This is a genomic window from Streptomyces celluloflavus, assembly GCA_000720995.1.
GTDB classification, from domain to species: domain Bacteria; phylum Actinomycetota; class Actinomycetes; order Streptomycetales; family Streptomycetaceae; genus Streptomyces; species Streptomyces celluloflavus.
On the sequence record JOEL01000038.1, the window covers coordinates 37,891 to 59,457 of the forward strand.

The 21,567-nt window shown below is 73.0% G+C and carries 19 protein-coding genes and 1 pseudogene; 10 read left to right on the plus strand and 10 right to left on the minus strand.

The window, feature by feature from the left end; genetic code table 11:
• Positions 1-431 precede the first annotated feature (431 nt).
• From IH09_RS27240 to IH09_RS27260, 4 genes and pseudogenes are all read left to right on the plus strand, one after another.
• Complete coding sequence (locus IH09_RS27240) at positions 432-1,493, plus strand: LacI family DNA-binding transcriptional regulator (protein ID WP_052860135.1); 1,062 nt, start codon at positions 432-434, stop codon at positions 1,491-1,493.
• Positions 1,490-3,175 carry a sugar ABC transporter ATP-binding protein gene (locus IH09_RS27245; RefSeq protein ID WP_052860136.1) on the plus strand — a complete coding sequence of 562 codons (1,686 nt, stop codon included), beginning with the start codon at positions 1,490-1,492 and terminating at the stop codon, positions 3,173-3,175. Before IH09_RS27240 ends, IH09_RS27245 begins: the two co-directional genes overlap by 4 nt.
• A pseudogene (locus IH09_RS40230) lies at positions 3,168-5,095 on the plus strand (ABC transporter permease/substrate-binding protein). The gene IH09_RS27245 and the pseudogene IH09_RS40230 overlap by 8 nt, the downstream one beginning before the upstream one ends.
• A 73-nt stretch (positions 5,096-5,168) precedes the next feature.
• Complete coding sequence (locus IH09_RS27260) at positions 5,169-6,077, plus strand: ribokinase (protein WP_052860139.1); 909 nt, start codon at positions 5,169-5,171, stop codon at positions 6,075-6,077.
• A 46-nt stretch (positions 6,078-6,123) separates the two neighbouring features.
• Here the strand turns inward: IH09_RS27260 and IH09_RS37965 are convergent, their stop codons facing one another.
• From IH09_RS37965 to IH09_RS27280, 4 genes are all read right to left on the minus strand, one after another.
• The gene (locus tag IH09_RS37965; protein WP_110952621.1) at positions 6,124-7,500 is read right to left on the minus strand and encodes a nitrilase-related carbon-nitrogen hydrolase; all 1,377 of its coding nucleotides are present in this window, start codon (positions 7,498-7,500) and stop codon (positions 6,124-6,126) included.
• A gap of 60 nt (positions 7,501-7,560) precedes the next feature.
• The gene (locus IH09_RS27270) at positions 7,561-8,874 is read right to left on the minus strand and encodes a C15 family peptidase (protein WP_052860140.1); all 1,314 of its coding nucleotides are present in this window, start codon (positions 8,872-8,874) and stop codon (positions 7,561-7,563) included.
• Between the two features lie 55 nt (positions 8,875-8,929).
• Positions 8,930-9,637 (minus strand): DUF4097 family beta strand repeat-containing protein, encoded by a 708-nt coding sequence (locus IH09_RS27275; protein WP_052860141.1) that lies wholly within the window; start codon positions 9,635-9,637, stop codon positions 8,930-8,932.
• A gap of 171 nt (positions 9,638-9,808) precedes the next feature.
• Complete coding sequence (locus IH09_RS27280) at positions 9,809-10,714, minus strand: SGNH/GDSL hydrolase family protein (protein WP_052860142.1); 906 nt, start codon at positions 10,712-10,714, stop codon at positions 9,809-9,811.
• 328 nt (positions 10,715-11,042) lie between these two features.
• Between IH09_RS27280 and IH09_RS27285 the strand changes: the two genes are divergently transcribed.
• Positions 11,043-11,537, plus strand: coding sequence for a DUF3145 domain-containing protein (locus IH09_RS27285; RefSeq protein WP_052860143.1), 495 nt, complete (start codon positions 11,043-11,045; stop codon positions 11,535-11,537).
• Between the two features lie 197 nt (positions 11,538-11,734).
• Positions 11,735-12,640 carry an NAD(P)-dependent oxidoreductase gene (locus tag IH09_RS27290; RefSeq protein ID WP_052860144.1) on the plus strand — a complete coding sequence of 302 codons (906 nt, stop codon included), beginning with the start codon at positions 11,735-11,737 and terminating at the stop codon, positions 12,638-12,640.
• A gap of 84 nt (positions 12,641-12,724) precedes the next feature.
• On the opposite strand, the gene fabF is transcribed toward IH09_RS27290, so the two are convergent.
• The 5 genes from fabF to IH09_RS27315 all read right to left on the minus strand — a co-directional run bounded on the left by fabF (position 12,725) and on the right by IH09_RS27315 (position 17,695).
• On the minus strand, positions 12,725-13,990 hold the full coding sequence (gene fabF / locus IH09_RS27295; protein ID WP_052860145.1) for a beta-ketoacyl-ACP synthase II: 1,266 nt from the start codon (positions 13,988-13,990) through the stop codon (positions 12,725-12,727).
• 77 nt (positions 13,991-14,067) lie between these two features.
• Entirely contained in the window at positions 14,068-14,316 is a 249-nt protein-coding gene (locus IH09_RS27300) for an acyl carrier protein (RefSeq protein ID WP_052860146.1), read from the minus strand.
• A 103-nt stretch (positions 14,317-14,419) separates the two neighbouring features.
• Positions 14,420-15,466: a ketoacyl-ACP synthase III gene (locus tag IH09_RS27305; protein WP_052860147.1), complete on the minus strand. Its 1,047-nt coding sequence runs from the start codon at positions 15,464-15,466 to the stop codon at positions 14,420-14,422.
• 13 nt (positions 15,467-15,479) lie between these two features.
• On the minus strand, positions 15,480-16,421 hold the full coding sequence (locus IH09_RS27310; RefSeq protein ID WP_052860148.1) for an ACP S-malonyltransferase: 942 nt from the start codon (positions 16,419-16,421) through the stop codon (positions 15,480-15,482).
• Between the two features lie 89 nt (positions 16,422-16,510).
• Positions 16,511-17,695 (minus strand): PucR family transcriptional regulator, encoded by a 1,185-nt coding sequence (locus tag IH09_RS27315; RefSeq protein WP_052860149.1) that lies wholly within the window; start codon positions 17,693-17,695, stop codon positions 16,511-16,513.
• Between the two features lie 57 nt (positions 17,696-17,752).
• Between IH09_RS27315 and IH09_RS27320 the strand changes: the two genes are divergently transcribed.
• Positions 17,753-18,424, plus strand: coding sequence for a pirin family protein (locus tag IH09_RS27320; RefSeq protein WP_190233429.1), 672 nt, complete (start codon positions 17,753-17,755; stop codon positions 18,422-18,424).
• 45 nt (positions 18,425-18,469) lie between these two features.
• Here the strand turns inward: IH09_RS27320 and IH09_RS27325 are convergent, their stop codons facing one another.
• Positions 18,470-19,306, minus strand: a complete 837-nt coding sequence (locus IH09_RS27325; RefSeq protein ID WP_052860151.1) for a serine hydrolase domain-containing protein — start codon at positions 19,304-19,306, stop codon at positions 18,470-18,472.
• A 144-nt stretch (positions 19,307-19,450) separates the two neighbouring features.
• Between IH09_RS27325 and IH09_RS27330 the strand changes: the two genes are divergently transcribed.
• From IH09_RS27330 to IH09_RS27340, 3 genes are all read left to right on the plus strand, one after another.
• Positions 19,451-19,957, plus strand: coding sequence for a MerR family transcriptional regulator (locus IH09_RS27330; protein WP_052860152.1), 507 nt, complete (start codon positions 19,451-19,453; stop codon positions 19,955-19,957).
• Entirely contained in the window at positions 19,950-20,966 is a 1,017-nt protein-coding gene (locus tag IH09_RS27335; protein ID WP_052860153.1) for an aldo/keto reductase, read from the plus strand. Before IH09_RS27330 ends, IH09_RS27335 begins: the two co-directional genes overlap by 8 nt.
• Before the next feature lie 221 nt (positions 20,967-21,187).
• On the plus strand, positions 21,188-21,532 hold the full coding sequence (locus IH09_RS27340; protein WP_052860161.1) for an MmcQ/YjbR family DNA-binding protein: 345 nt from the start codon (positions 21,188-21,190) through the stop codon (positions 21,530-21,532).
• Positions 21,533-21,567 lie beyond the last annotated feature (35 nt).

The following is a 21,567-nucleotide window of genomic DNA, read 5'->3' on the forward strand; positions in this document are numbered from 1 at the left end:
GCCACATCAGCCGGAAGGCCCCCGGACCAGCGTCTCAAGCCACCTGGTCGCCGCAGGTCACGGCCATGGCCACGAACCAGATCGTGCGCATGCTCGCGTTCCCGCGTCGCTCCCCTCGCGGCAAGGTCCGGCCCGCACGGGGTACGGCGAACGGCCCGACGAGCCCGTGGCGCCGGTCGTCCGTCGGCGCCCCGGTCGGCCATCTGCCGCCACGCCGCGCCCAGGCCGCACCGTGTGCCAGGCCAGTCGCTCGCCACCCCCCTCAGCCCACGACCGCCCCGCCGGCACATCCGTGCACATCGCCGCCGCAGCCCCCCGGTGTGACGCAGCCAACCCCCGCCATGCCTTGACGCATCCCGCATGTAATCGATTACGTAGGCCCCACGAAATCGATTACACGTCGATCGCATGAACAGGATGGCAACGGCGCCATGGCGAACATCAAAGATGTGGCGGAGCGGGCGGGGGTGTCCGTCGCCACGGTCTCCCGGGTTCTCAATGGCCACGGGCCGGTCGCGGAGACCCGGGAGCGGGTGCTCGCCGCCGTGCGGGAGCTGGGCTACCGCCCCAACAACGTCGCCCGTGCGCTGCGCACCGCGCGGACCGGCACCCTCGGTCTGGTCATCAGCGACCTCACCAACCCCTTCTTCACCGAGCTGGCGGACGCCGTCGAGGACGCGGCCCGCGGCCTCGGCTACAGCCTCGTCATCGGCAACGCCGGTGAGCGCCCCGAGCAGCAGGACGACTACATCCGTACGCTGCTGGACCGCCGGATCGACGGTCTGCTGGTCAGCTCGGCCGGTACCGGCTCGGCGATGATCGGCGAGGTCGTCGCCTCCGGCACCCCGCTGGTTTTGCTGGACCGCACGGTGCCCGGTATCGACGCCCCCTGCGTACGCGCCGACGGCCGCACCGCGCTCACCGAACTCGCCGCCCACCTCGCCGCCCTGGGCCGCCGCCGCCCCGCGATCATCGTCGCCCCGGCCGGCACCCCCACCGGCGACGAGCGCCTCGACCTCTTCCGTACGGCACTGGCCGCCCACGGCATCGCGCTGCCCGACGAGCGGGTCGGCGCCACCCCCGACCTCCAGCACACCGGCGGCCGCCGGGTGATGAGCGGCTTCCTGGACCTGCCGGAGCCGCCCGACGCGGTGCTCGCCACCGACAACCTGATGGCGCTCGGCGCGATGGACGAACTCCGCGCCCGCGGGCTGCGCGTCCCCGACGACATGGCGCTGGTGGTCTACGACGACGTGCCGTGGTTCGCCCACACCGATCCGCCGCTGACCGCCATCGCCCAGCCCACCCGCGAACTGGGCCGGGCCGCCGTGCACACCCTCCTGGAGCGCATCGAGGGCCGCCGGGCCGAGTCGGTGCTGCTGCCGGCGCACCTCGTCATCCGCCGCTCCTGCGGTGAGCCGCCGGCCCGTACACCGGCCCGGGGCACGGCACCGGGACAGCGAACCGAGGAAGAAGAGAGGGGCAGCGCATGACCGGCGTCAACGACGACGTACCGGGCGGCCGCGAACTGCTGCGCGTGGAGGGGGTGACGAAGTCGTTCCCGGGCGTCCGCGCGCTGGACGGCGTGGATCTGGACCTGCGCACCGGTGAGGTGCACGTCCTCCTCGGCGAGAACGGTGCGGGCAAGAGCACGCTCATCAAGATGCTCTCCGGTGCCCACCGCCCCGACGAGGGGCGGATTCTCGTCGCCCCTGTCGCCGACGGCGGCGGGGACGGTACGCCCGCCGCGCTGCGCGAGGTACGGATCCGCTCCGCGCAGGACGCGGAGCGGCTCGGCATCGCCACCATCTACCAGGAGTTCAACCTCGTCCCCGGCCTGACCGTCGCCGAGAACATCTTTCTGGGCCGGCAGCCGCGCACCGCCCTCGGCCTCATCGACAAGAAGGCGATGCGCGCCCGCGCCGCCGCACTGCTGCGCCGGGTCCGGCTGGACGTCTCCCCGGACACCCCGGTCGCCGAACTCGGTATCGCCCGGCTCCAGATGGTCGAGATCGCCAAGGCGCTCAGCCTCCGGGCGCGCGTCCTGATCATGGACGAGCCGACCGCGGTGCTCACCTCCGAGGAGGTGCAGACGCTCTTCGGGATCGTCCGTGAACTGCGCGGGTCCGGCGTCGGCATCATCTTCATCACCCACCACCTGGAGGAGATCGGCGCTCTCGGCGACCGGGTCACCGTGCTGCGCGACGGCCGCTCGGTGGACGAGGTGCCGGCCGCCACCGGCGAGGACGAGCTGATCCGGCTCATGGTCGGCCGGGACATCGCCGAGCAGTACCCGCGCGAGCGCCCCGCCGCGCCGGGCGCACCGCTGCTGCGGGTGCGCGGTCTGACCCGGCACGGCAGCCGGGGCGCCAAGGGCTCCCCGGCCGCACCGGTCTTCGCGGACATCGACTTCGAGGTGCGGGCCGGTGAGGTCGTCGGCCTCGCCGGGCTGGTCGGCGCCGGCCGCACCGAGGTCGCGCGGGCGATCTTCGGCGTGGACCGCTACGACGCCGGCACGGTCGAGATCGACGGCCGGGAACTGGTCCGCGGCGACGTCCGGGCCGCGATGCGCGCCGGGCTCGGCCTGGTCCCCGAGGACCGCAAGGGCCAGGGCCTGGTCCTCGACGCCTCCCTGCTGGACAACCTGACGCTGGCCCGGCTCGACCGGGACACCCGCGGCGGGCTGGTGGACCGGCGCGGCCAGCGGCGCGAAGCGGCCGCCGTCGCCGGGCAGTTGAAGGTCCGGATGAGCGGCCTGGACCAGCACGCCCGCACCCTCTCCGGCGGCAATCAGCAGAAGATCGTGATCGGCAAATGGCTGCTGACCGAGACCCGGCTGCTGATCCTCGACGAGCCGACGCGCGGTATCGACGTCGGCGCCAAGGTCGAGATCTACCAGCTCATCAACGAGCTGACGGCGGCCGGCTGCGCGGTGCTGATGATCTCCAGCGACCTCCCGGAGGTGCTCGGCATGAGCGACCGGGTGCTGGTGATGGCACAGGGCCGGTTGGCCGGTGAGCTGGCGGCCGGCGACGCCACCCAGGACGCGGTGATGGAACTGGCCGTCCGGTCCCCCGACGGGGCGCTCCGCACCGGGACACCGCCGTCCCCGGACAACGCGGTCACGCATACGAACACCCCTGGTCAGAGCGCGATGGAGGGCTCCGATGACTGAGCTGCTGAAAACCCCTGCCCACACCCCGTCGCCCCCGGGCCGGGAGCACGGGTTCGGCCGGTGGTTCACCGGGGCGGTCCTCAAGAACGGTCCGCTCGGCGGTCTGCTCGCCCTGGTCGTCGTGATGGCGGTGCTCTCCAGGGACTTCCTCAACGGACAGAACCTCCTCAACGTCGGCGTCCAGGCGTCGGTCACCGCGATCCTCGCCTTCGGCGTCACCTTCGTGATCGTCTCGGCGGGCATCGACCTGTCGGTCGGCTCGGTCGCCGCGCTCGCCGCCACCGTCGTCGCCTGGGCCGCCACCAATGAGGGGCTGCCCGTATGGATCGCGGTGCTGCTCGGCCTCGCGGTCGGCGTGGCGGCCGGACTGGTCTCCGGCGCGCTGGTCGCCTACGGCAGACTGCCCGCCTTCATCGCCACCCTCGCGATGCTCTCCATCGGCCGCGGTCTGGCCCTGGTCATCTCCGGCGGCTCACCGATCGCCTTCCCCACCTCCGTCAGCAGGCTCGGTGACACCCTCGGCGGCTGGCTGCCGGTGCCCGTCCTCGTCATGATCGCGATGGGGCTGATCGCGGCGCTGATCCTGGCCCGTACGTACGCCGGCCGCGCGATGTTCGCGATCGGCGGCAACGAGGAGGCGGCCCGCCTCTCCGGTATCAACGTCAGGCGCCGCAAGCTCGTCATCTACGCGCTGTCCGGTCTGTTCGCCGCCGTCGCCGGTATCGTCCTGGCGGCCCGGCTCACCTCCGCCCAGCCGCAGGCCGCCGGCGGTTACGAACTGGACGCCATCGCCGCCGTCGTCATCGGCGGCGCCAGCCTCTCCGGCGGCTCCGGCAAGGCGTCCGGCACGCTCATCGGCGCGCTGATCCTCGCCGTGCTGCGCAACGGCCTCAACCTGCTGAGCGTCTCGGCGTTCTGGCAGCAGGTGGCCACCGGACTGGTCATCGCGCTGGCGGTGCTCCTGGACACGCTGCGCCGCCGGAGCGTGCGATGACGGCCCGTCAGCGGAACCGGGCGGTACTGGCGGCCGGGCTGGCGGCGGCCGTCGCCCTCGGGCTGGCCGGCTGCGACCGGGGCGGCAACACCGACCTGGGCCTGGCGCTGTCCACGATGAACAACCCGTTCTTCGTCGGCATCAAGGAAGGCGCGCAGGCCGAGGCCGACGCCCGGGGCTTGCGCATCAACATCACCGACGCGCAGAACGACCCCACCCAGCAGATCAACCAGATGGAGACGTTCACCAGCCAGGACGTCAAGGCGGCCATCATCAACCCGGTCGACTCCGACGCCGCCGTCCCGGCCGTCGGCGTCGCCAACCGGGCGAAGGTGCCGGTCATCTCCATCGACCGCGGCGTCAACGGCGGCCAGGTCGGCTCGACCATCGCCTCCGACAACGTCGCGGGCGGCCGGCTCGCCGCCAGGACGCTCGCCGAATCGCTCGGCGGCAAGGGCAAGGTGGCGTTCCTGGAGGGCCAGCCCGGCACCTCGGCCGCCCGCGAGCGCGGCCAGGGCTTCGAGGAGGGCATCAAGAAGTACCCGGGCATCGAGGTCGTCGCCCGCCAGCCCGCCGACTTCGACCGCACCAAGGGCATGGACGTGATGTCCAACATGCTCCAGGCGCACCGCGATATCGGCGGGGTGTTCGCCGCCAACGACGAGATGGCGCTCGGCGCGTCCAAGGCGCTGGGCGGCCGGTCGGGCAAGGACGTGAAGGTGGTGGCGTTCGACGGCACCCCCGACGGCATCGCCGCGGTCCGGGCCGGCAGCCTGACCGCGACCGTCGCCCAGCAGCCCCGGCTCCTCGGCAAGCAGGCCGTGGACTGGGCGTTGAAGGCGTCGCGCGGCGAGCGGCTGCCGAAGGACGTCAAGGTACCGGTGGTACTGGTGACGGCGGAGAACGCCGCGAAGTTCGACGGCTGACGCCGGTGCCGCGCACCGGCACCGGCACAGACGGGCCCGCACGGGCCCGGACGAAGGAAGGGTGAGGCGAGAAATGGGAGAGCGGCACATGTACGACGTCCTGGTGGTCGGCTCGGCCAACGCGGATCTGACCGTACGGGTCGGGCGGCGGCCCGGCGCGGGCGAGACCGTGCTCGGTACGGACCTGGTCGAATCGGCCGGCGGCAAGGGCGCCAACCAGGCGGCCGCCGCGGCCCGGCTCGGCGGGCGCACCGCCCTGCTGGCGCGGGTCGGCGGCGACGCGTACGGCGAACTGCTGCTGGCCGCCCAGCGCGCGGCGGGCACCGATGTGGCGCCGGTCATCGTGGACGGGGCGGCGCGTACCGGCACCGCGATGATCATCGTCGGCCCGGACGGCGACAACAGCATCGTCGTCTCGCCCGGCGCCAACGCCGCCCTCACCCCGCAGGACGTGGCGGCCGCCGCGGACATCATCGCCGGGTCCGCGGTGCTCTCGCTCCAGCTGGAGATCCCGATGGAGACCGTACGGGCGGCCGCCGCGAGCGCCGCGGCGGCCGGCACCCGCGTCGTCCTCAACCCGTCCCCGGCCCCCGAGTCCCTGGCCCCCGAACTCCTCGCCGCCGCCGACCCGTTGGTGGTCAACGAGCACGAGGCCCGCCAGCTGTCCGGGCGCGCCGACGGCGAGCCGGGGGAGTGGGCGCACGCACTGCGCGACCAGGGCGCCCGCTCGGTCGTGATCACCCTCGGCGGCGACGGCGCGCTGGTCCTGGACGCCTCGGGCATCGGCGAGATCCCGGGCGTACGGGTCGAGGCGGTGGACACCACGGGCGCGGGCGACGCCTTCACCGGCGCCCTCGCCACCCGCCTGGCCCGCGGCGACGGCCTGGCCGACGCCGCCCGCTTCGCCGTCCGCGTCGGCGCCGCCGCCGTCACCAAGCCGGGGGCCCAGCCGTCCTACCCGACCTTGGACGAGCTGGCCTGACCGGGCCGACGGGATCCGCCGACCGGGCGGGCCGGCGGGGCGGGCGTCAGCGCACCGGCTCCGCCGGCCCGTACAGCGCGTGGTCCGCGCCGGTCGCCAGCGCCCAGTAGCGGTCGCCGTAGGACCAGTGCCACCACTCGGTCGGGTAGTTGACCAGGCCGGCCGCGGTCAGCGCGGCGCCCAGCACCCGCCGGTTGTCGCGGGCGGCGGGGGACAGGCCGGGCGCGCCCGTGTAGCAGGCGCCGTCGCTCTCCTCCGGGCTCGCGTTGACCGGCGTCCCCAGATCGAGCGGGCCGCCGTCGGCGGTGACGAGGGTGAGGTCGACCGCGCCGCCCGCGCTGTGCGGTGCGATCTCCGGCGGTGAGACATAGCGGCTGGCGGCCCGGTGCAGGTCCGCCGCGGACCGCTCCGGGTGTGCCGTGCGCAGCGTGTGCAAGTATCCCTCGAAGTAGCGGCGTTGCAGGGCGGGCGGCCGGTACCCCTCGACGATCTGGAGCCGCAGCCCGTCCGGCAGCGACTCCTGCGCCACCAGCAGCCGCCGCAGCAGCCCCGCCCGCAGCAGGGCGAAGGCGCCCGCCGCGTCGTGCCGGAGCCCGGACACCAGCAGCGCGGGCGACGCGGTCCGTACGTCCGCCAGCTCCTCACCGCACTCCTCGACGGGCACCGCCGCCACCGCCGGGTCGGCCATCAGCGTGATCCGGTCCCGGACGTCGGTCAGCACCAGTTCGGCGGGGTCCGGGCCCTCGCCCGCCGTCGCCACCCGCTCGCCGGTGGGCAGCCAGGCGCCGCTGCGGCCGCAGGCCGGGCCGGGGCTCCCGGTGCCCGTACCGTTGGCGAGCAGCACCTGCAGCCCGTGCTCGCGCGCCAGGTCCGCGTAGTCCGCCACCCGGTCCGCCGAGTCGTGGAAGGCGCTGGCGAGATACACCTGGCAGCCGTCCGCCGCGGCCCGCGCCGGCACCTCGGGGAAGCTGGAGTCGTAGCAGGTGGCGAGCGCGAAGCGGATCCCGCTCAGGGTGCAGCGGCCGTCGGCGGTGCCGGGCGCGAAGACCTCCAGCTCCGCCGGGGTCAGATGCTGCTTGTCGTAGCGGGTGAGCAGCGCGCCGTCCGGCCCGTAGACGAACGAGCTGATCGTCGGCCGCGGTCCGCCCCCGGCGGCGGGGGCCGCGGCGTTCACCACCGCCGCGACCCCGGCCGCCCGGCACGCCTCCCGTACGGGGGCCAGCCGGGCGTCGTCGGGGGTGACCGTCAGCCGCCGGGGAACGGCGGCTATCGCCACCGTGTCGTACTGCGTCAGCGCCAGTTCGGCGAAGACGACCAGCCCGGCGCCGCGCCCGGCGGCCTCGGTGACGAGCGCGGCCATCCGCGCGGCGTTGGCGTCGATATCGAGCGGGACCGGGGAGAACTGTGCGGCGGCGATAATCATCGGCCCATCATGCCCGGCCCGCCCCCCCCGACCGGTCGTTCCCGGCCCCGCCCCGGACGACTACCCCTGGGCGGCCACCGCCGACGCCGCCACCGTCACGATCTGCCGCACCTGCCCGGTGATCGCGGCCCGGTTCCGTTCGAAGGCCGGATCGGTGATCCGTCCGCTCGCCGGGTCCGCGTTGCCGGGGCCGAACTCCAGTACCGGCGTGTGCAGATGGCCGCCGGGGAGCGAGGGCCGCACCGCGTCCCGCAGCAGCGTCGCCCGGTAGGCGATCTCGTTGGACAGATAGTCGCCGCCGCCCCCGGCGCGGGCCGTGGACCCCGGCGTCGGTCCGTCCGGCCGCACGACCGGCGCGCCGCCGCCCGCCGGGATCTCGGTCACCGTGGTGTGGTCCCGCACCGGATACGGCCCCGTATCGGCCGCGACGATCCGCGCGTACGGCAGAGTGGTGGTCGTCCACTGCGGCTGCGGCAGCACCGTCGGCACCCCCGCCGGGATCGGTACGGTCCCGGTACGCGACTCCCGCGCGTTGTCCGGAAAACCGCCCCGCCAGGCCCCGTTGGTCCGCTCGACGTCGAACTGACCGGGCCGGCCCTGGCTGATGGTGGTGAACAGATCCGCCTGCCGCGGCCCGCGCCGCAGCTGCGGCAGCAGAGTGCGCTCCACCGTGCCGGCCGCGAAGTCCGCCCACCGCACCGGGAAGACCGCCGTCTCGATCCGGGCCCACCGCCCCGAAGCGGTCCGCACCGCCGTCCCGTCCAGCGCCAGCGCCGCCGCCCCGGACGGATTGCTGCGCCGCGCGTCGTCGTCCAGCTGGAACGGGTCGAAGCCGGTCACCACGACCCGCAGTACCCGCTTCCCGGCGGGCAGCTCGATGGAGTCCTGGCCCCGCGAACCGCGCTCCAACGATGCGAGCAGCGCGGTCCGTTGGGCGGTGGAGAGCCGGAAGCCGGGGTGCCACGCCCGCAGTTCCTTCGTCATGCCCAGCCGTGCCCAGTACAGCGGCCGGTCGTCGTCCCGGCTCAGATCGCCGCCCGCGGGACCGCGTCCCTGTACGCGGTCCACGGCCCGCCGCCACAGCGCCCGCCCCTCGCGCGCGACATACCGCTGCCCCTCCTGGTACGTCGTCACCCGGGCCAGCCCGCGCGCGAACTCCGGCTGCCACGCGTCGAATCCGCTGCGCTGCAGAATCTCCCGGGGCGCGGCCTGTGCCAGCCGCCCCTCCTCCACCGTGGGCGCCGTGGCGCTCACCGCGGCGCCCGGTGTGCCGTTGGGGGTCGCGGTGGCCGCGGCCGGCGCCGTCAGGGACAGGGGGACCGCGGCGGTCAGCGCGATACCGAGCGCGCCCAGCCTGGTACGTATGCGTCTCATGGGGCGAGTAAAGCCGGTGGTGCCCCGGGACGACAGAGGGCCGGACCGCCGCCGCTCAGGAACCCAGCTCCCGCACCGTCACATCGCCGCCGCTGGTCCGCGCGGCGACCTTGTGCCGGGACGACTCGTCGGTGGGGACGGTGACCTTGCGGGTGCCGCCGCTGGTCGAGGCGTCGACCGCGTACGAGCCCTTCGGCACGCGGATGGTGACATCGCCGCCGCTGGTCTTCCCCGATACGTCGTCGGGCACGGTGGTGAAGCCGGCGTCCACATCCCCGCCACTGGTCGTCACCTGCGCGGTGCGGGCCGCCGAGTCGACGAGGGTGACGTTCCCGCCGCTGGTCTTGGCGGTGACGGCACCGGATGTGCCGCGGACGGTGATGTCCCCGCCGCTGGTGTGCAGATCGACCGAGGCGGTGCGCGGCAGCAGCACCTTGTAGTGCACCGTGCAGCGTTCCCCCATGGGGCAGTCGGGGGCCTTCAGGGTGAGCGTGCCGTCCTCGACCTTGTGCTCGGGGTTCGGCTTGTCGTTGCTGTACTCGTACTTCTCCGTCACCTTGACCGAACCGCCGCCGTCGACCGGTACGACCTCGATGTCCCCGCCGTGCGTCGTCGCCGACAGGGCCGTGATCTTGCCATCCACTCCGTACGTACGCTCCGCCCGCTTCGCCGGGCCGAACGTCGCCGTCAGGGAGCAGCCGGTCAGCAGGACGGACATCGCCGCGCCGGACAGGACGAGATGGGATGTGCGGAAGCGAGCCATGGTCAGTTGTCTCCCCGTGAATGCGGAACCCTTCGACACCCATCCTCGGGCTCCGGCGCGCCACGGGGCGTCCCCGAAGAGGATGAACTTGCCCGCCCGGCCCTTAGGGGAGTCCCGGAGAGGACCGCAGCCCGCCGGCGGGGGCCGGACCGGCCCTCAGGCCCGCGGGTGCTACCGCCGCGGCTCCTCGCGGGTGATCGCGCGGAACGCCAGCGCCGCCAGCTCCCGCTGTCCGCGGGTGCCCGGGTGGAACCAGTCCCAGGTGCTCAACTGCTCCCCGGTGAAGCGGTAGTCGAAGACCGATTGGTCGAACCGGCAGAGCGCGTCCTTGCGGCACACGTCCGCCAGCGCCGAGTTGTACGCCATCACCCGCTCCCGCACCGTCGCGCGCCGGTCCGCCGCGGCCTTCGTCAGATCGTCCGGATCGTGCAGCATCGACCCGCAGATCCCCAGCTTCCACACCTGCTTGCCCAGGGGGTTCTTGCGCCCCTCCGACCACAGCCGCAGCAGATCCGGCACCGCCGCGACATACACCTGGGTGTGCGGCAGGGCGCGCCGCAGCTCCTTCATCGACGTCTCGAAACCGGCCCGGAAATCGGCCGCCGGGGTCATCGCCCCCACACTGCTGCGGCACGCGTCGTTGGCGCCGATCAGGACCGTGACCAAGGCGGGTCTGCGCGCGGTGGCCTGCGCCACCTGGCCCGGCAGATCGCTCATCAGCGCGCCGGTCCTGGCGTAGTTCCAGCTGTCCGTGGCGGGGTTCTTGACCAGCCGTCGGGCGACGCTGTCGACCGTGGGGTCGGTGCCGGTGGCCCAGGAGACCTCGGGACAGTCGGCGAGCGCCGAGCAGGCGTCGAAGCCGACGGTGATGGAGTCGCCGAGCGCCGCGACCGACCCGGGGTCGGTACGCCAGACGGGCGCCGGTTTCGGGGACGGCCGCTTGGCCGCGGTGCCGGCGCCGTCGTTTGCCGTGCAGCCCGCGAGAGTGAACAGGAGGGCGGCGGTGACCGAGGCGAGGCAGGTGCGCGGAGCGGTGCCACGACGCCGGGCGCGCACGGGTCGATCGGTCCGGGCCATGGCCTGTCCCCTCCGGCCGGTGGGTGATATGTCTTCCGGTACCGACGGTACGTCACCACCGGGATCCGCACCGCGCGGTAGCTTTGCCCCCATGCCTGCCAGGCGGTGACGCGGAGTGCTTGACGCGGTCGGTACAGATAAATTACCTCACGTCATTTCCTGTCCCTTTTACGGCAAATTGCGCCCAGTGGTGTTTACTGTAGGTCACCTCGTCATGGTGGTGCTGGAGTGACCACTGGGGCAGAATGCCAGCAGCTGTCCCCGCCGCATCCGGAACGGGTACGAGGCCGCTGGGGAAGGTGAACCTCGAACCGCACTGGAGGTCCCGGTGACGACACGTGGAGTCCTGTACGTCCACTCCGCTCCGCGCGCGCTCTGTCCGCATGTCGAATGGGCCGTGGCGGGTGTCCTCGGTGTGCGCGTCAATCTCGACTGGATCCGCCAGCCGGCGTCCCCCGGCACCTGGAGAGCCGAGTTCTCCTGGCAGGGCGAGGTGGGCACGGCCTCCAAACTCGCCTCCGCGCTGCGCGGCTGGCATCTGCTGCGCTTCGAGGTGACCGCGGAGCCGTGCGCCACGGCCGAGGGCGAGCGCTACAGCGCCACCCCCGAACTGGGGATCTTCCACGCCGTCACCGGCATCCACGGCGACATCCTCATCCCCGAGGACCGGCTGCGCGCCGCGCTCGCCCGCGCCGCGAGCGGCGAGACCGAACTGGCCGCCGAGGTCTCCAAACTGCTCGGCAAGCCCTGGGACGACGAACTGGAGCCCTTCCGGTACGCCGGCGAGGGCGCCCCGGTCCGCTGGCTCCACCAGGTCGTCTAGGGCCTGTCGGCACCTTCCCGTTGTCGCCCGAGGACGGGAAGGTGACGACAGGCCCCAGGGCATGCCGACGTCGTGGCGCCCGCCCCGCCCGGATTCCGGCGCGGGCGTGCGCCGGCGGAGTGCGACCGGGGCACGGTCGCCGGGACACGCCCGCCACGGTGCCCCGCGAGCCGGTTCCACCGCCTAGCGTGCGCGTCATGGCCGACAACACTTCTCCCGGCGGCACCGCCGCCGGCACCCCCTCAGTAGCGGTGCTGGGCACCGGCATCATGGGCGCGGCGATGGCCCGCAACCTCGCCGGGGCCGGACTCGACGTCCGCGCCTGGAACCGCACCCGCGCCAAGGCGGAACCGCTCGCCGCCGACGGGGTCCGCGTCATGGACACCCCGGCCGAGGCGGTGGACGGCGCGGACGCCGTGCTGACCATGCTGCTCGACGGCCCGGCGGCGCTGGACGCCCTACGGCAGGCGCGCGGCGCACTCCGTCCGGGGCTGCTCTGGCTCCAGATGGGCACGGTCGGCGTCGACGGCCTCGCCCCGCTCGCCGCGTTCGCCGCCGAGCACCGCCTCGACCTCGTGGACGCGCCCGTCCTCGGCACCAGACTGCCCGCGGAGAAGGGGCGGCTGACGGTGCTCGCGGCCGGGCCCGAGGAGATCCGGGCGGCGGCCGAGCGGATCTTCGGGATCGTCGGCTCGCGCACCGTGTGGGTCGGCGACGACGCCGCGGGCGGCGCCGCCAGCCGCCTCAAGCTCGTCGTCAACAGCTGGGTGCTCACCGTCATCGGAGGCGTGGGGGAGTCCCTGGCGCTGGCGGAGGGGCTCGGCGCGGACCCGCGGGCCTTCCTCGACGTGATCGCCGGCGGCACGCTGGATCTGCCGTATCTGCGGACGAAGGCGGAGATGGTGCTCTCCGGCACGTACCCGGCGAGCTTCACGGTCGACGCCGCGGGCAAGGACGCCCGGCTGATCACCGAGGCGGCGCGGCAGGCGGGGGTGCGGACGGACCTGATGCCGGCGGTCGCGGAGCGGCTGCGGCGGGCGTCCGCGGCGGGCCACGGCGGCGAGGACGGCGCCGCCGCGTACTTCGCCAGCTTCACCGGCTAGGACGCCGCCTGCGGGGCACGAACGCCGCCGCCCGCCGGCCCCGCACTGGGGGCCGACGGGCGGCGGACGGTGTACTGCGGCCGGTCAGACCGAGCGGAACGCCAGGACGACGTTGTGGCCACCGAAGCCGAACGAGTCGTTCAGTGCCGCGATCCGGCCCTCGACGGGCAGCTTCCGGGGCTCGTCGCGGATGATGTCCACGTCGATCTCGGGGTCGAGGTTCTCGATGTTGATCGTCTGCGGCGCCACGCGGTGGTACAGCGCCAGGATCGTGGCGACCGACTCCACGCCGCCCGCGCCGCCCAGGAGGTGGCCGGTCATCGACTTGGTGCTGGAGATCGCCATGTGATCGGTATCGTCGCCGAACGCCTTGCGCAGCGCCTTCAGCTCGGCGAGGTCGCCCTGCGGGGTCGAGGTGGCGTGCGCGTTGACGTGCACGATCTCGGCCGGGTCCAGGTCGTTGGAGTCGAGCAGGTTGCGCAGCGCCTTAGCGATGCCGTTGCCGGACGGCTCGGGCTGCACGATGTCATGGCTGTCCGCGGAGACGCCCTGGCCGACGGCCTCGGCGTAGACCCGGGCGCCGCGCTTGGCGGCGTGCTCGGCCGACTCCAGGACGATCACGCCGGCACCCTCGCCCATGACGAAGCCGTTCCGCGCGGTGTCCCAGGGGCGGGAGGCGCCCTGCGGGTCGTCGTTGGACTTCGACATCGCCATCATGTTGCCGAACGCCGCGATCGGCAGCGGGTGGATGGCCGCCTCCGTGCCGCCCGCGACGACGATGTCGGCGCGGCCCGTACGGATCATCTCGATGGCGTAGCCGATGGCCTCGGAGCCGGACGCACAGGCGCTGACCGGGGTGTGCACACCCGCGCGGGCGTTCACCTCCAGGCCGACGTTGGCGGACGGCCCGTTGGGCATCAGCATCGGCACGGTGTGCGGGGAGACGCGGCGGACGCCCTTCTCCTTGAGCACGTCGTACTGGCCGAGCAGGGTGGTCACGCCGCCGATACCGGAGGCGATGACGGTGCCGAGCCGGTCGGGGTCGACCGACGGGTCCTCGCCCGCCTTGGCGGTGAAACCGGCGTCGGCCCAGGCCTCGCGGGCCGCGATCAGCGCGAACTGCGCCGAGCGGTCCAGCTTGCGGGCCTGCGGCCGGGGGATGATCTCGCTCGGGTCGACAGCGGCCTGAGCGGCGATGCGGACGGGCAGCTCGGCGGCCCAGTCCTGGTCGAGACTGCTCACACCGGACTGGCCGGCGAGCATGGCTTCCCAGGTCGAAGCGCTGTCGCCACCCAGCGGTGTGGTTGCGCCGATACCGGTGACGACCACGGTGCGATTGGTCGCATTCACGGGAATTCTTACTCCACGGGTAGAGGGGTCTGAATCGACGGCGCCACCGCGGGGTGGCGACATGCGCGGGAGCTGGATCAGCTCTGGTGCTTGAGGATGTACGAGGTGGCGTCGCCGACCGTCTTGAGGTTCTTGACGTCGTCGTCCGGGATCTTCACGTCGAAGCGCTCTTCGGCGGCGACGACGACCTCGACCATGGACAGCGAGTCAACGTCCAGGTCGTCGGTGAAGGACTTGTCCACCTGGACGTCCTCGGTGGGGATCCCGGCGATCTCGTTCACGATCTCGGCGAGACCGGCGACGATCTCTTCCTGGGTGGCGGCCATGAGTGGCGCTCCTTCGGTCTTCTAGGGGGAAAATGCGTTATTCGGTGAAGTTCCGTACAGCGGTCACCACGTCCGGGGACGTGCGGCGCTGCGTAGATCCTGCCTAGGGGAGGGTAACGACCGTCGCGGCGTAGACGAGACCCGCCCCGAAGCCGATGACCAGCGCGGTGTCGCCGCTCTTGGCCTGTCCGGTCGCCAGCAGCCGCTCCATGGCGAGCGGAATCGAGGCGGCCGAGGTGTTGCCGGTGGTCTCCACATCACGGGCGACCGTGACGCTCTCCGGCAGCTTCAGAGTCTTCACCATCGAATCGATGATCCGCATATTGGCCTGGTGCGGAATGAAGACGTCCAGGTCTTCCGGGCTGACGCCGGCCGCGTCCAGCGCCTGCTGGGCGACCTTCGCCATCTCGAACACCGCCCACCGGAAGACCGCCTGGCCCTCCTGCGTGATGGCGGGGTACCGGATCTCCTCGGGCGCGGTGCGCTCGTGCGGGCCGTCGCCACCGGGCACCGGAGTCGTACGGTACGCGTCCCAGGCCACGGTCTGCTTGATGGTCTCGGCCTTGTCGCCCTCCGAGCCCCAGACGGTCGGGCCGATGGCCGGCTCCTTGGCGGGGCCGACGATCACCGCGCCCGCGCCGTCGCCGAACAGGAAGGCCGTCGCGCGGTCCTCCAGATCGGTCAGGTCCGAGAGCCGCTCGACGCCGATCACCAGGACGTACTCCGCGGCGCCGTCGGTGACCATGCCCCTGGCCAGGGTCAGGCCGTAGCCGAAGCCCGCGCAGCCCGCCGAGATGTCGAACGCGGCCGGCTTGTCGGCGCCGATGCGGTGCGCGATCTCGGTCGCGATGGCCGGGGTCTGCTTGAAGTGCGAGACGGTGGAGACGATCACCGCGCCGACCTGCTCGGGCGTGATCCCGGCATCGGCGATCGCCTTGCCGGACGCCTCCACCGACATGGTGGCGACGGTCTCCTCCGGGCCCGCCCAGTGGCGGGTCGCGATGCCCGACCGCGAACGGATCCATTCGTCGGACGAGTCGATGTGCTTGAGGATCTCCTCGTTGGGCACGACACGGGTCGGGCGGTAGCCGCCGACACCCATGATCCGTGCGTACGGGGCACCCTTCGCGGGCTTGATCTTCGAGGTCATGCGCTTCGGGCTCCTATTCGGCCATTGCGGAATGCTCGGCGATCAGCGTGCGGGCCGCGTCGAGGTCGTCGGGCGTCTTCAGGGCGAGAGTCTGCACGCCGGGCAGGGCGCGCCGGGCCAGGCCCACGAGCGTGCCCCCGGGGCTCACCTCGACGAGCGCGGTGACACCGAGCTCCTTGAAGGTCTCCATGCACAGGTCCCAGCGCACCGGGTTGGCCACCTGGCCCACCAGCCGCCGCACCAGCTCCTGGCCGGAGGCGACGACCTGCCCGTCCTTGTTGGAGACGTAGCGGGTGTGCGGGTCGGCGACCGGCAGTTCGGCGACGGCGGACTCCAGGGCCGTGACCGCGGGCGCCATGTGGTGCGTGTGGAACGCGCCGGCGACCTTCAGCGGGACGACCCGGCGGGTGCCGGCCGGCTTGTCCTCGACCAGCGCGGCGATCTGCTCGGCGGTGCCCGCGGCCACGATCTGGCCGGCGCCGTTCACATTCGCCGCCGTCAGGCCCAGCTTCTCCAGATGCGGGAGGACCTCGGCCTCGTCGCCGCCCAGCAGCGCGGCCATACCGGTCTCGGTGACGGCCGCGGCCTCGGCCATGGCCAGCCCGCGCCGGCGGACCAGCGTCATCGCGGCCAGGTCAGGGAGCACGCCGGTCAGCGCGGCGGCGGCGAGCTCGCCGACGCTGTGGCCGGCCGCGGCGCCGACCCCGGCCGCGAAGTCCTCCGGCGCCGCGAACAGCTGCCGGGCGCTGACCAGGGAGGCGGCGACCAGCAGCGGCTGCGCCACGGCGGTGTCACGGATCTCGTCCGCGTCGGCCTTCGTGCCGTAATGGACCAGGTCCAGGTCGATGGCGGCCGACCACTCACGGAGCCGGTCTTCGACACCGGGAAGGTCGAGCCAAGGGGTCAGGAAGCCGGGCGTCTGAGCGCCTTGGCCGGGAGCGACGAGTACGAGCACCCTCACACTCTCTCTTGCGGGAGGTCCCGCCCGCCCGTGGGGACAGGGACGAAGAACCATCGGGGGAATTGTTCATGTTCGACAAAAGTCTAGAGCTGCGCCTCACCGCCGGCCAGGCGCCCCAGGATCAGCGCGATACGCAGAGTGAAGGCGGAGCGCACATCGGATGGTGACCAGCCGGTGACGTCAGTCACACGTCGCAGCCGATAGCGCACGGTGTTGGGGTGCACGAAGAGCATCCGCGCGGCGCCCTCCAGACTGCTCGCCTGCTCCAGATAGACGCTCAGCGTCTCCAGCAGCGCCGACCCCGCCTCCTCCAGCGGTCTGTAGATCTCCTCCACCAACTGCTCGCGCGCGACCGGGTCCGAGGCCATCGCGCGCTCCGGCAGCAGATCGTCCGCCAGGACCGGCCGCGGCGCGTCCGGCCAGGCCGCGCAGGCACGCAGTCCGGCGGCCGCGGCCTGCGCGGAACGCGTCGCGGCGAGCAGGTCGGAGACGACCGGGCCGGCCACCACCGGGCCCGCCGCGTACGGGCCGATCAGCGACTTCGCCGCCTTGAGCGGATTGTCCGAGCCGCCCGCGATCACCACCAGGCGGGTGCCCAGCACACCGGTCAGCACCTGGAGCTTGGCGTGCCGGGCGGCCCGCCGGATCGCCTCGACGGTCAGCTCGCTGTCCCCGTCGGGGGCGGTGCCGAGCAGCACACAGACATGTTCGGGGGAGTTCCAGCCCAGCGCGGCGGCGCGCGAGACGGCGCCCTCGTCGACCTCCCCGGAGAGCACCGCGTTGACGACCAGCGACTCCAGCCGGGCGTCCCAGGCGCCGCGCGCCTCGGCGGCCTGGGCGTAGACCTGCGCGGTGGCGAAGGCGATCTCCCGGGCGTAGACCAGCAGCGCCTCCCGCAGCGCCGACTCGTCGCCGGGCGCCGCGACATCGTCGATCGCGGACTCCATGACCTCGATGGTCGTCCGGACCATCTCCACGGTCTGGCGCAGGGTGATCGCCCGGGTCAGCTCGCGCGGTGCGGTACCGAACACATCGGTGCTGATGGCCTGCGGCGTCTCGGGATGCCGGAACCATTCGGTGAACGCGGCGATACCGGCCTGCGCCACCAGGCCGATCCAGGAACGGTTCTCCGGCGGCATCGCGCGGTACCACGGCAGCGTGGCGTCCATCCGGGCGATGGCGCCGGCCGCCAGCTTGCCGGACGACTTCTCCAGGCGGCGGAGGGTCGCGGAGTGCGGGTGAGGGGCGCGCGGTGCGGGTTCAGACACGGGACAAGCCTGCCCTATGGGGACGGGGAGGTGACGCGGCGGGGCTACGGTGGACCGATGATTCGGGTGTACAGGGGCGCGGAGCGTTATCGGGGCGGCGGCACGGACACCGGGATCGCGTCCCGGCACGCGTTCTCCTTCGGGCCGCACTTCGACCCGGACAATCTCCGTTTCGGCGCGCTGATCGCCTGTAACGAGGAGCGGCTGGCGCCCGGCGCGGGCTTCGACGAGCACGCGCACCGCGACACGGAGATCGTCACCTGGGTCGTCGAGGGCGAGCTGACGCACCGCGACACGGCCGGCCACGAGACGACCGTACGACCCGGGGATCTGCAACGGCTCAGCGCGGCCGGCGGGGTGCGCCACGAGGAACGCAACGACGCCGCGCGGCCGCTGCGGTTCGTGCAGATGTGGCTGGCGCCCGCCGAGTTCGGCGGGGAGCCGGCGTACGAGGTGGTGCGGGGGATCGCCGACGGCACGCCGTACGCGGTGCCGCGGGCCGGTGCGCTGCTGCACGTACGGCGGCTGACCGGCGGCGCGCGCACCGCGGTCCCGGCCGCGGCGCGGGTGTATGTGCACGTGGTGCGGGGTGAGGTGCTGCTCGGCGGGGAGCGGCTCGGGCCCGGGGACGCGGCGCGGATCACCGGCGGGGCGGAGCTGGAGCTGCGGGCACCGGCCGCCGCGGAGTGCCTGATCTGGGAGATGGGGCCGGAACCCGCGTACGGATGACGGCCGTGCCGGGGCGGTGCGGAGACGGGCCGCCCGGCCCCCCGCTCAGCGCAGCTCGGCGAGGACCGCGTCGGTCAGCGGCGGCCAGCACTCGACGGCCCACGGCCCGAAGGCCCGGTCCGTCAGCACGACGCAGGCCGCGCCCGGGGTGCTCCCGGCCGTCCGCCCGGCGTCCGGGTCCACCCACAGGAACGTGCCGGACTGCCCGAAATGGCCGAACGTGCGCGGTGAGGACGCGGCGCCCGTCCAGTGCGGCGACTTGCCGTCGCGGATCTCGAAGCCCAGTCCCCAGTCGTTGGGCCGCTGGTGGCCGTAGCCCGGCAGGACACCCGTGACACCGGGGAAGGCCACCGAGGTCGCGGCCGCGAGCGTCTGCGGGGCCAGCAGCCGCGGTGCCTGGAGTTCGGCGGCGAACCGGATCAGGTCCGCGACCGTGGAGACGCCGTCCTTGGCGGGCGAGCCGGCCAGTGTGGTGGAGGTCATGCCGAGCGGCTCCAGCACCGCCTCGTGCGCGTACTGCGGGAACGGTATGCCGGTCGCCTTGGTGAGATGGTCGCCGAGCGCCTCGAAACCGGCGTTGGAGTACAGCCTGCGGGTGCCCGGCTCGGCCATCGTGCGCGGCTCGTCGAAGGCCAGCCCCGAGGTGTGGGCGAGCAGATGGCGGACCGTGGACCCCTCGGGTCCGGCCGCGTCGTCCAGCTCGACGGCGCCTTCCTCCACGGCCACCAGGGCGGCGTAGGCGGCCAGCGGCTTGGTGACGGACGCCAGCGGGAAGCGATGGTCCTGGGGGCCGTACGATCCGGCCACCGTGCCATCGGCTCGTACGACGGCGGCCGCAACGGTGGGCACCGGCCAGTTCTCGATCATCCGCAGGCTCAGCATGTCCCGAGCCTAACGCCCGCCCCCGCCGGGCCGGCCGGTGCTTGCTTGGAGTGCACTCGAAGTCTCTAGCGTTGCGGTTGTCGACGATGTCGAGGGGGACCCGGTGGGTCGAGAGGGAGACGTGGGAGAAGGGGAGACGCGGCCATGACGGTGACGCAGAGCGAAGCTGTGCTGGACGACACGGTGGCGGCCGGGCGGCCGGGGAGCACACGGGTGCAGAGCTGCGGACCGCCACCGGTCCACCCGCGGCCGGCCGGCCAGGACCGCTACACGATCAGCGAGGTGGCCGAACACACCGGGCTGAGCGCCCACACCCTGCGCTGGTACGAGCGGATCGGCCTGATGCCGCACGTGGACCGCACCCACACCGGGCAGCGCCGCTTCACCAACCGCGATCTGGACTGGCTGGGCCTGGTGACCAAGCTGCGGCTGACCGGTATGTCGGTCGCGGACATGGTCCGCTACGCCGAACTGGTGCGCGCGGGCGAAGGTACCGCCGCCGAGCGCGAGGCGCTGCTGACGGCACATCGTGACGACGTACGGCGGCGCATCGCCGAGTTGCAGAGCACGCTGGATGTGCTCGACTACAAGATCGACGTCTATGCCGACGCCCGACGGGCGTCCGAGAGGTTCTGTGGTCTCCATGGGTAGCGAGAAGATCAAGACGGTCGAACTGGGCACGGGCGGCCCCCGCGTCGGGGTGCAGGGCCTCGGCTGCATGGGCATGAGCTTCGCCTACGGACCGACCGACGCCGACGAGGCGCGGGCCACACTGGAGCGCGCGCTGGAGCTCGGTGTGACGCTCTATGACACCGCCGATGTGTACGGGGCGGGCGAGAACGAGAAGTTCATCGCGCCCTTCATCCGGGCGAACCGCGCCGAAGTCGTACTGGCCACCAAGTTCGCGCTCTCCGTGGACCCGGAGGACCCGTCCAAGCGCACCATCCGCAACGACCGCCCCTACATCCGCCGGTCCGTCGAGGACAGCCTCCAGCGGCTCGGCGTGGACGAGATCGACCTCTACTACATGCACCGGCGCGATGTGGCCGTCCCCCTGGAGGAGACGGTCGGCGCGATGGCGGAACTGGTCGCCGAGGGCAAGGTCAAGCACCTGGGGCTGAGCGAGGTGACCGCCGCCGAACTGCGCGCGGCGCAGGCGGTGCACCCGATCGCGGCGGTGCAGTCCGAATGGTCGCTGTTCAGCCGGGACGTGGAGAACGGCGTGGTGGCCGCCGCGGCCGAGCTGGGCGTCGGCTTCGTGCCGTACTCGCCGCTCGGCCGGGGCTTTCTGACCGGCGCCTTCGTCAACGCCGACAAGGAACTGGACGCGAGCGACTTCCGCCGTCAGCAGCCGCGCTTCACCGGCGCCAACGCCACCGCCAACGCCGCGCTGCTGGAGCCGGTCCGCCGGGTCGCCGCGGCGCACGACGCCACGCTCGGCCAGATCGCCCTGGCCTGGGTGCAGCAGCAGGCGGCGGGGCACGGACTGGCCGTCGTGCCGATCCCCGGCACCCGTAAGCGCAGCCGCGTCGAGGAGAACACCGCCGCGACCCGGATCGAGCTGAGCGAACAGGACCTGGCACTCCTGGAGCCGATCGCCGCCCAGGTCGCGGGGCCGCGATACGCGGACATGACGTTCACGTCCGCCGGGCGGGAGTAACGGGGGCGGACGCGGGGCGGGAATGCCGGGCGGGGACGCGGCCGGGGTTGGTGCCGGTGCCGGTACGGGGGTCGGCACCGGCGTCGCCGCCGGCCCCCGTACCGGTGTCCACCGGAGGCCAACGGCGGCTGCTGGAGAGATCGCCAGTGGCTCCAGGGGATCACGAGGCAAAGGGAACGAGTGTTCGCATTCGGCCTCCGGTGTTGTCTAACGTGGTGACCATGACCGACTCCGATGACGTCCGCCGCATCACCCTGGCCCTGCCGGAGACCACGGAGAAGCTGGCCTGGGGCATGCCCACCTTCCGGGTAGCCGGGAAGATGTTCGTCACGCTCCCCGACGACGAGACATCGTTCGCCGTGCGCTGTCCGATCCACGAGCGGCAGGAGCTGATCGCGGCGGAACCGGAGAAGTTCTGGGTACCGCCGCACGAGGCCGCCTCCGCCTGGGTACGGGTGCGACTCGCCGCCCTGGAGGACAGGACCGAACTGCGGGACATCCTCGTGGACTCCTGGCAACAGGCGGCCCCGCCCCGGCTGGTGGAGGCGTTTCCGGGGAAAGGCTGAGCGGGGCGCGGCTGGTGGGGCGGGTGGGGTGGGGG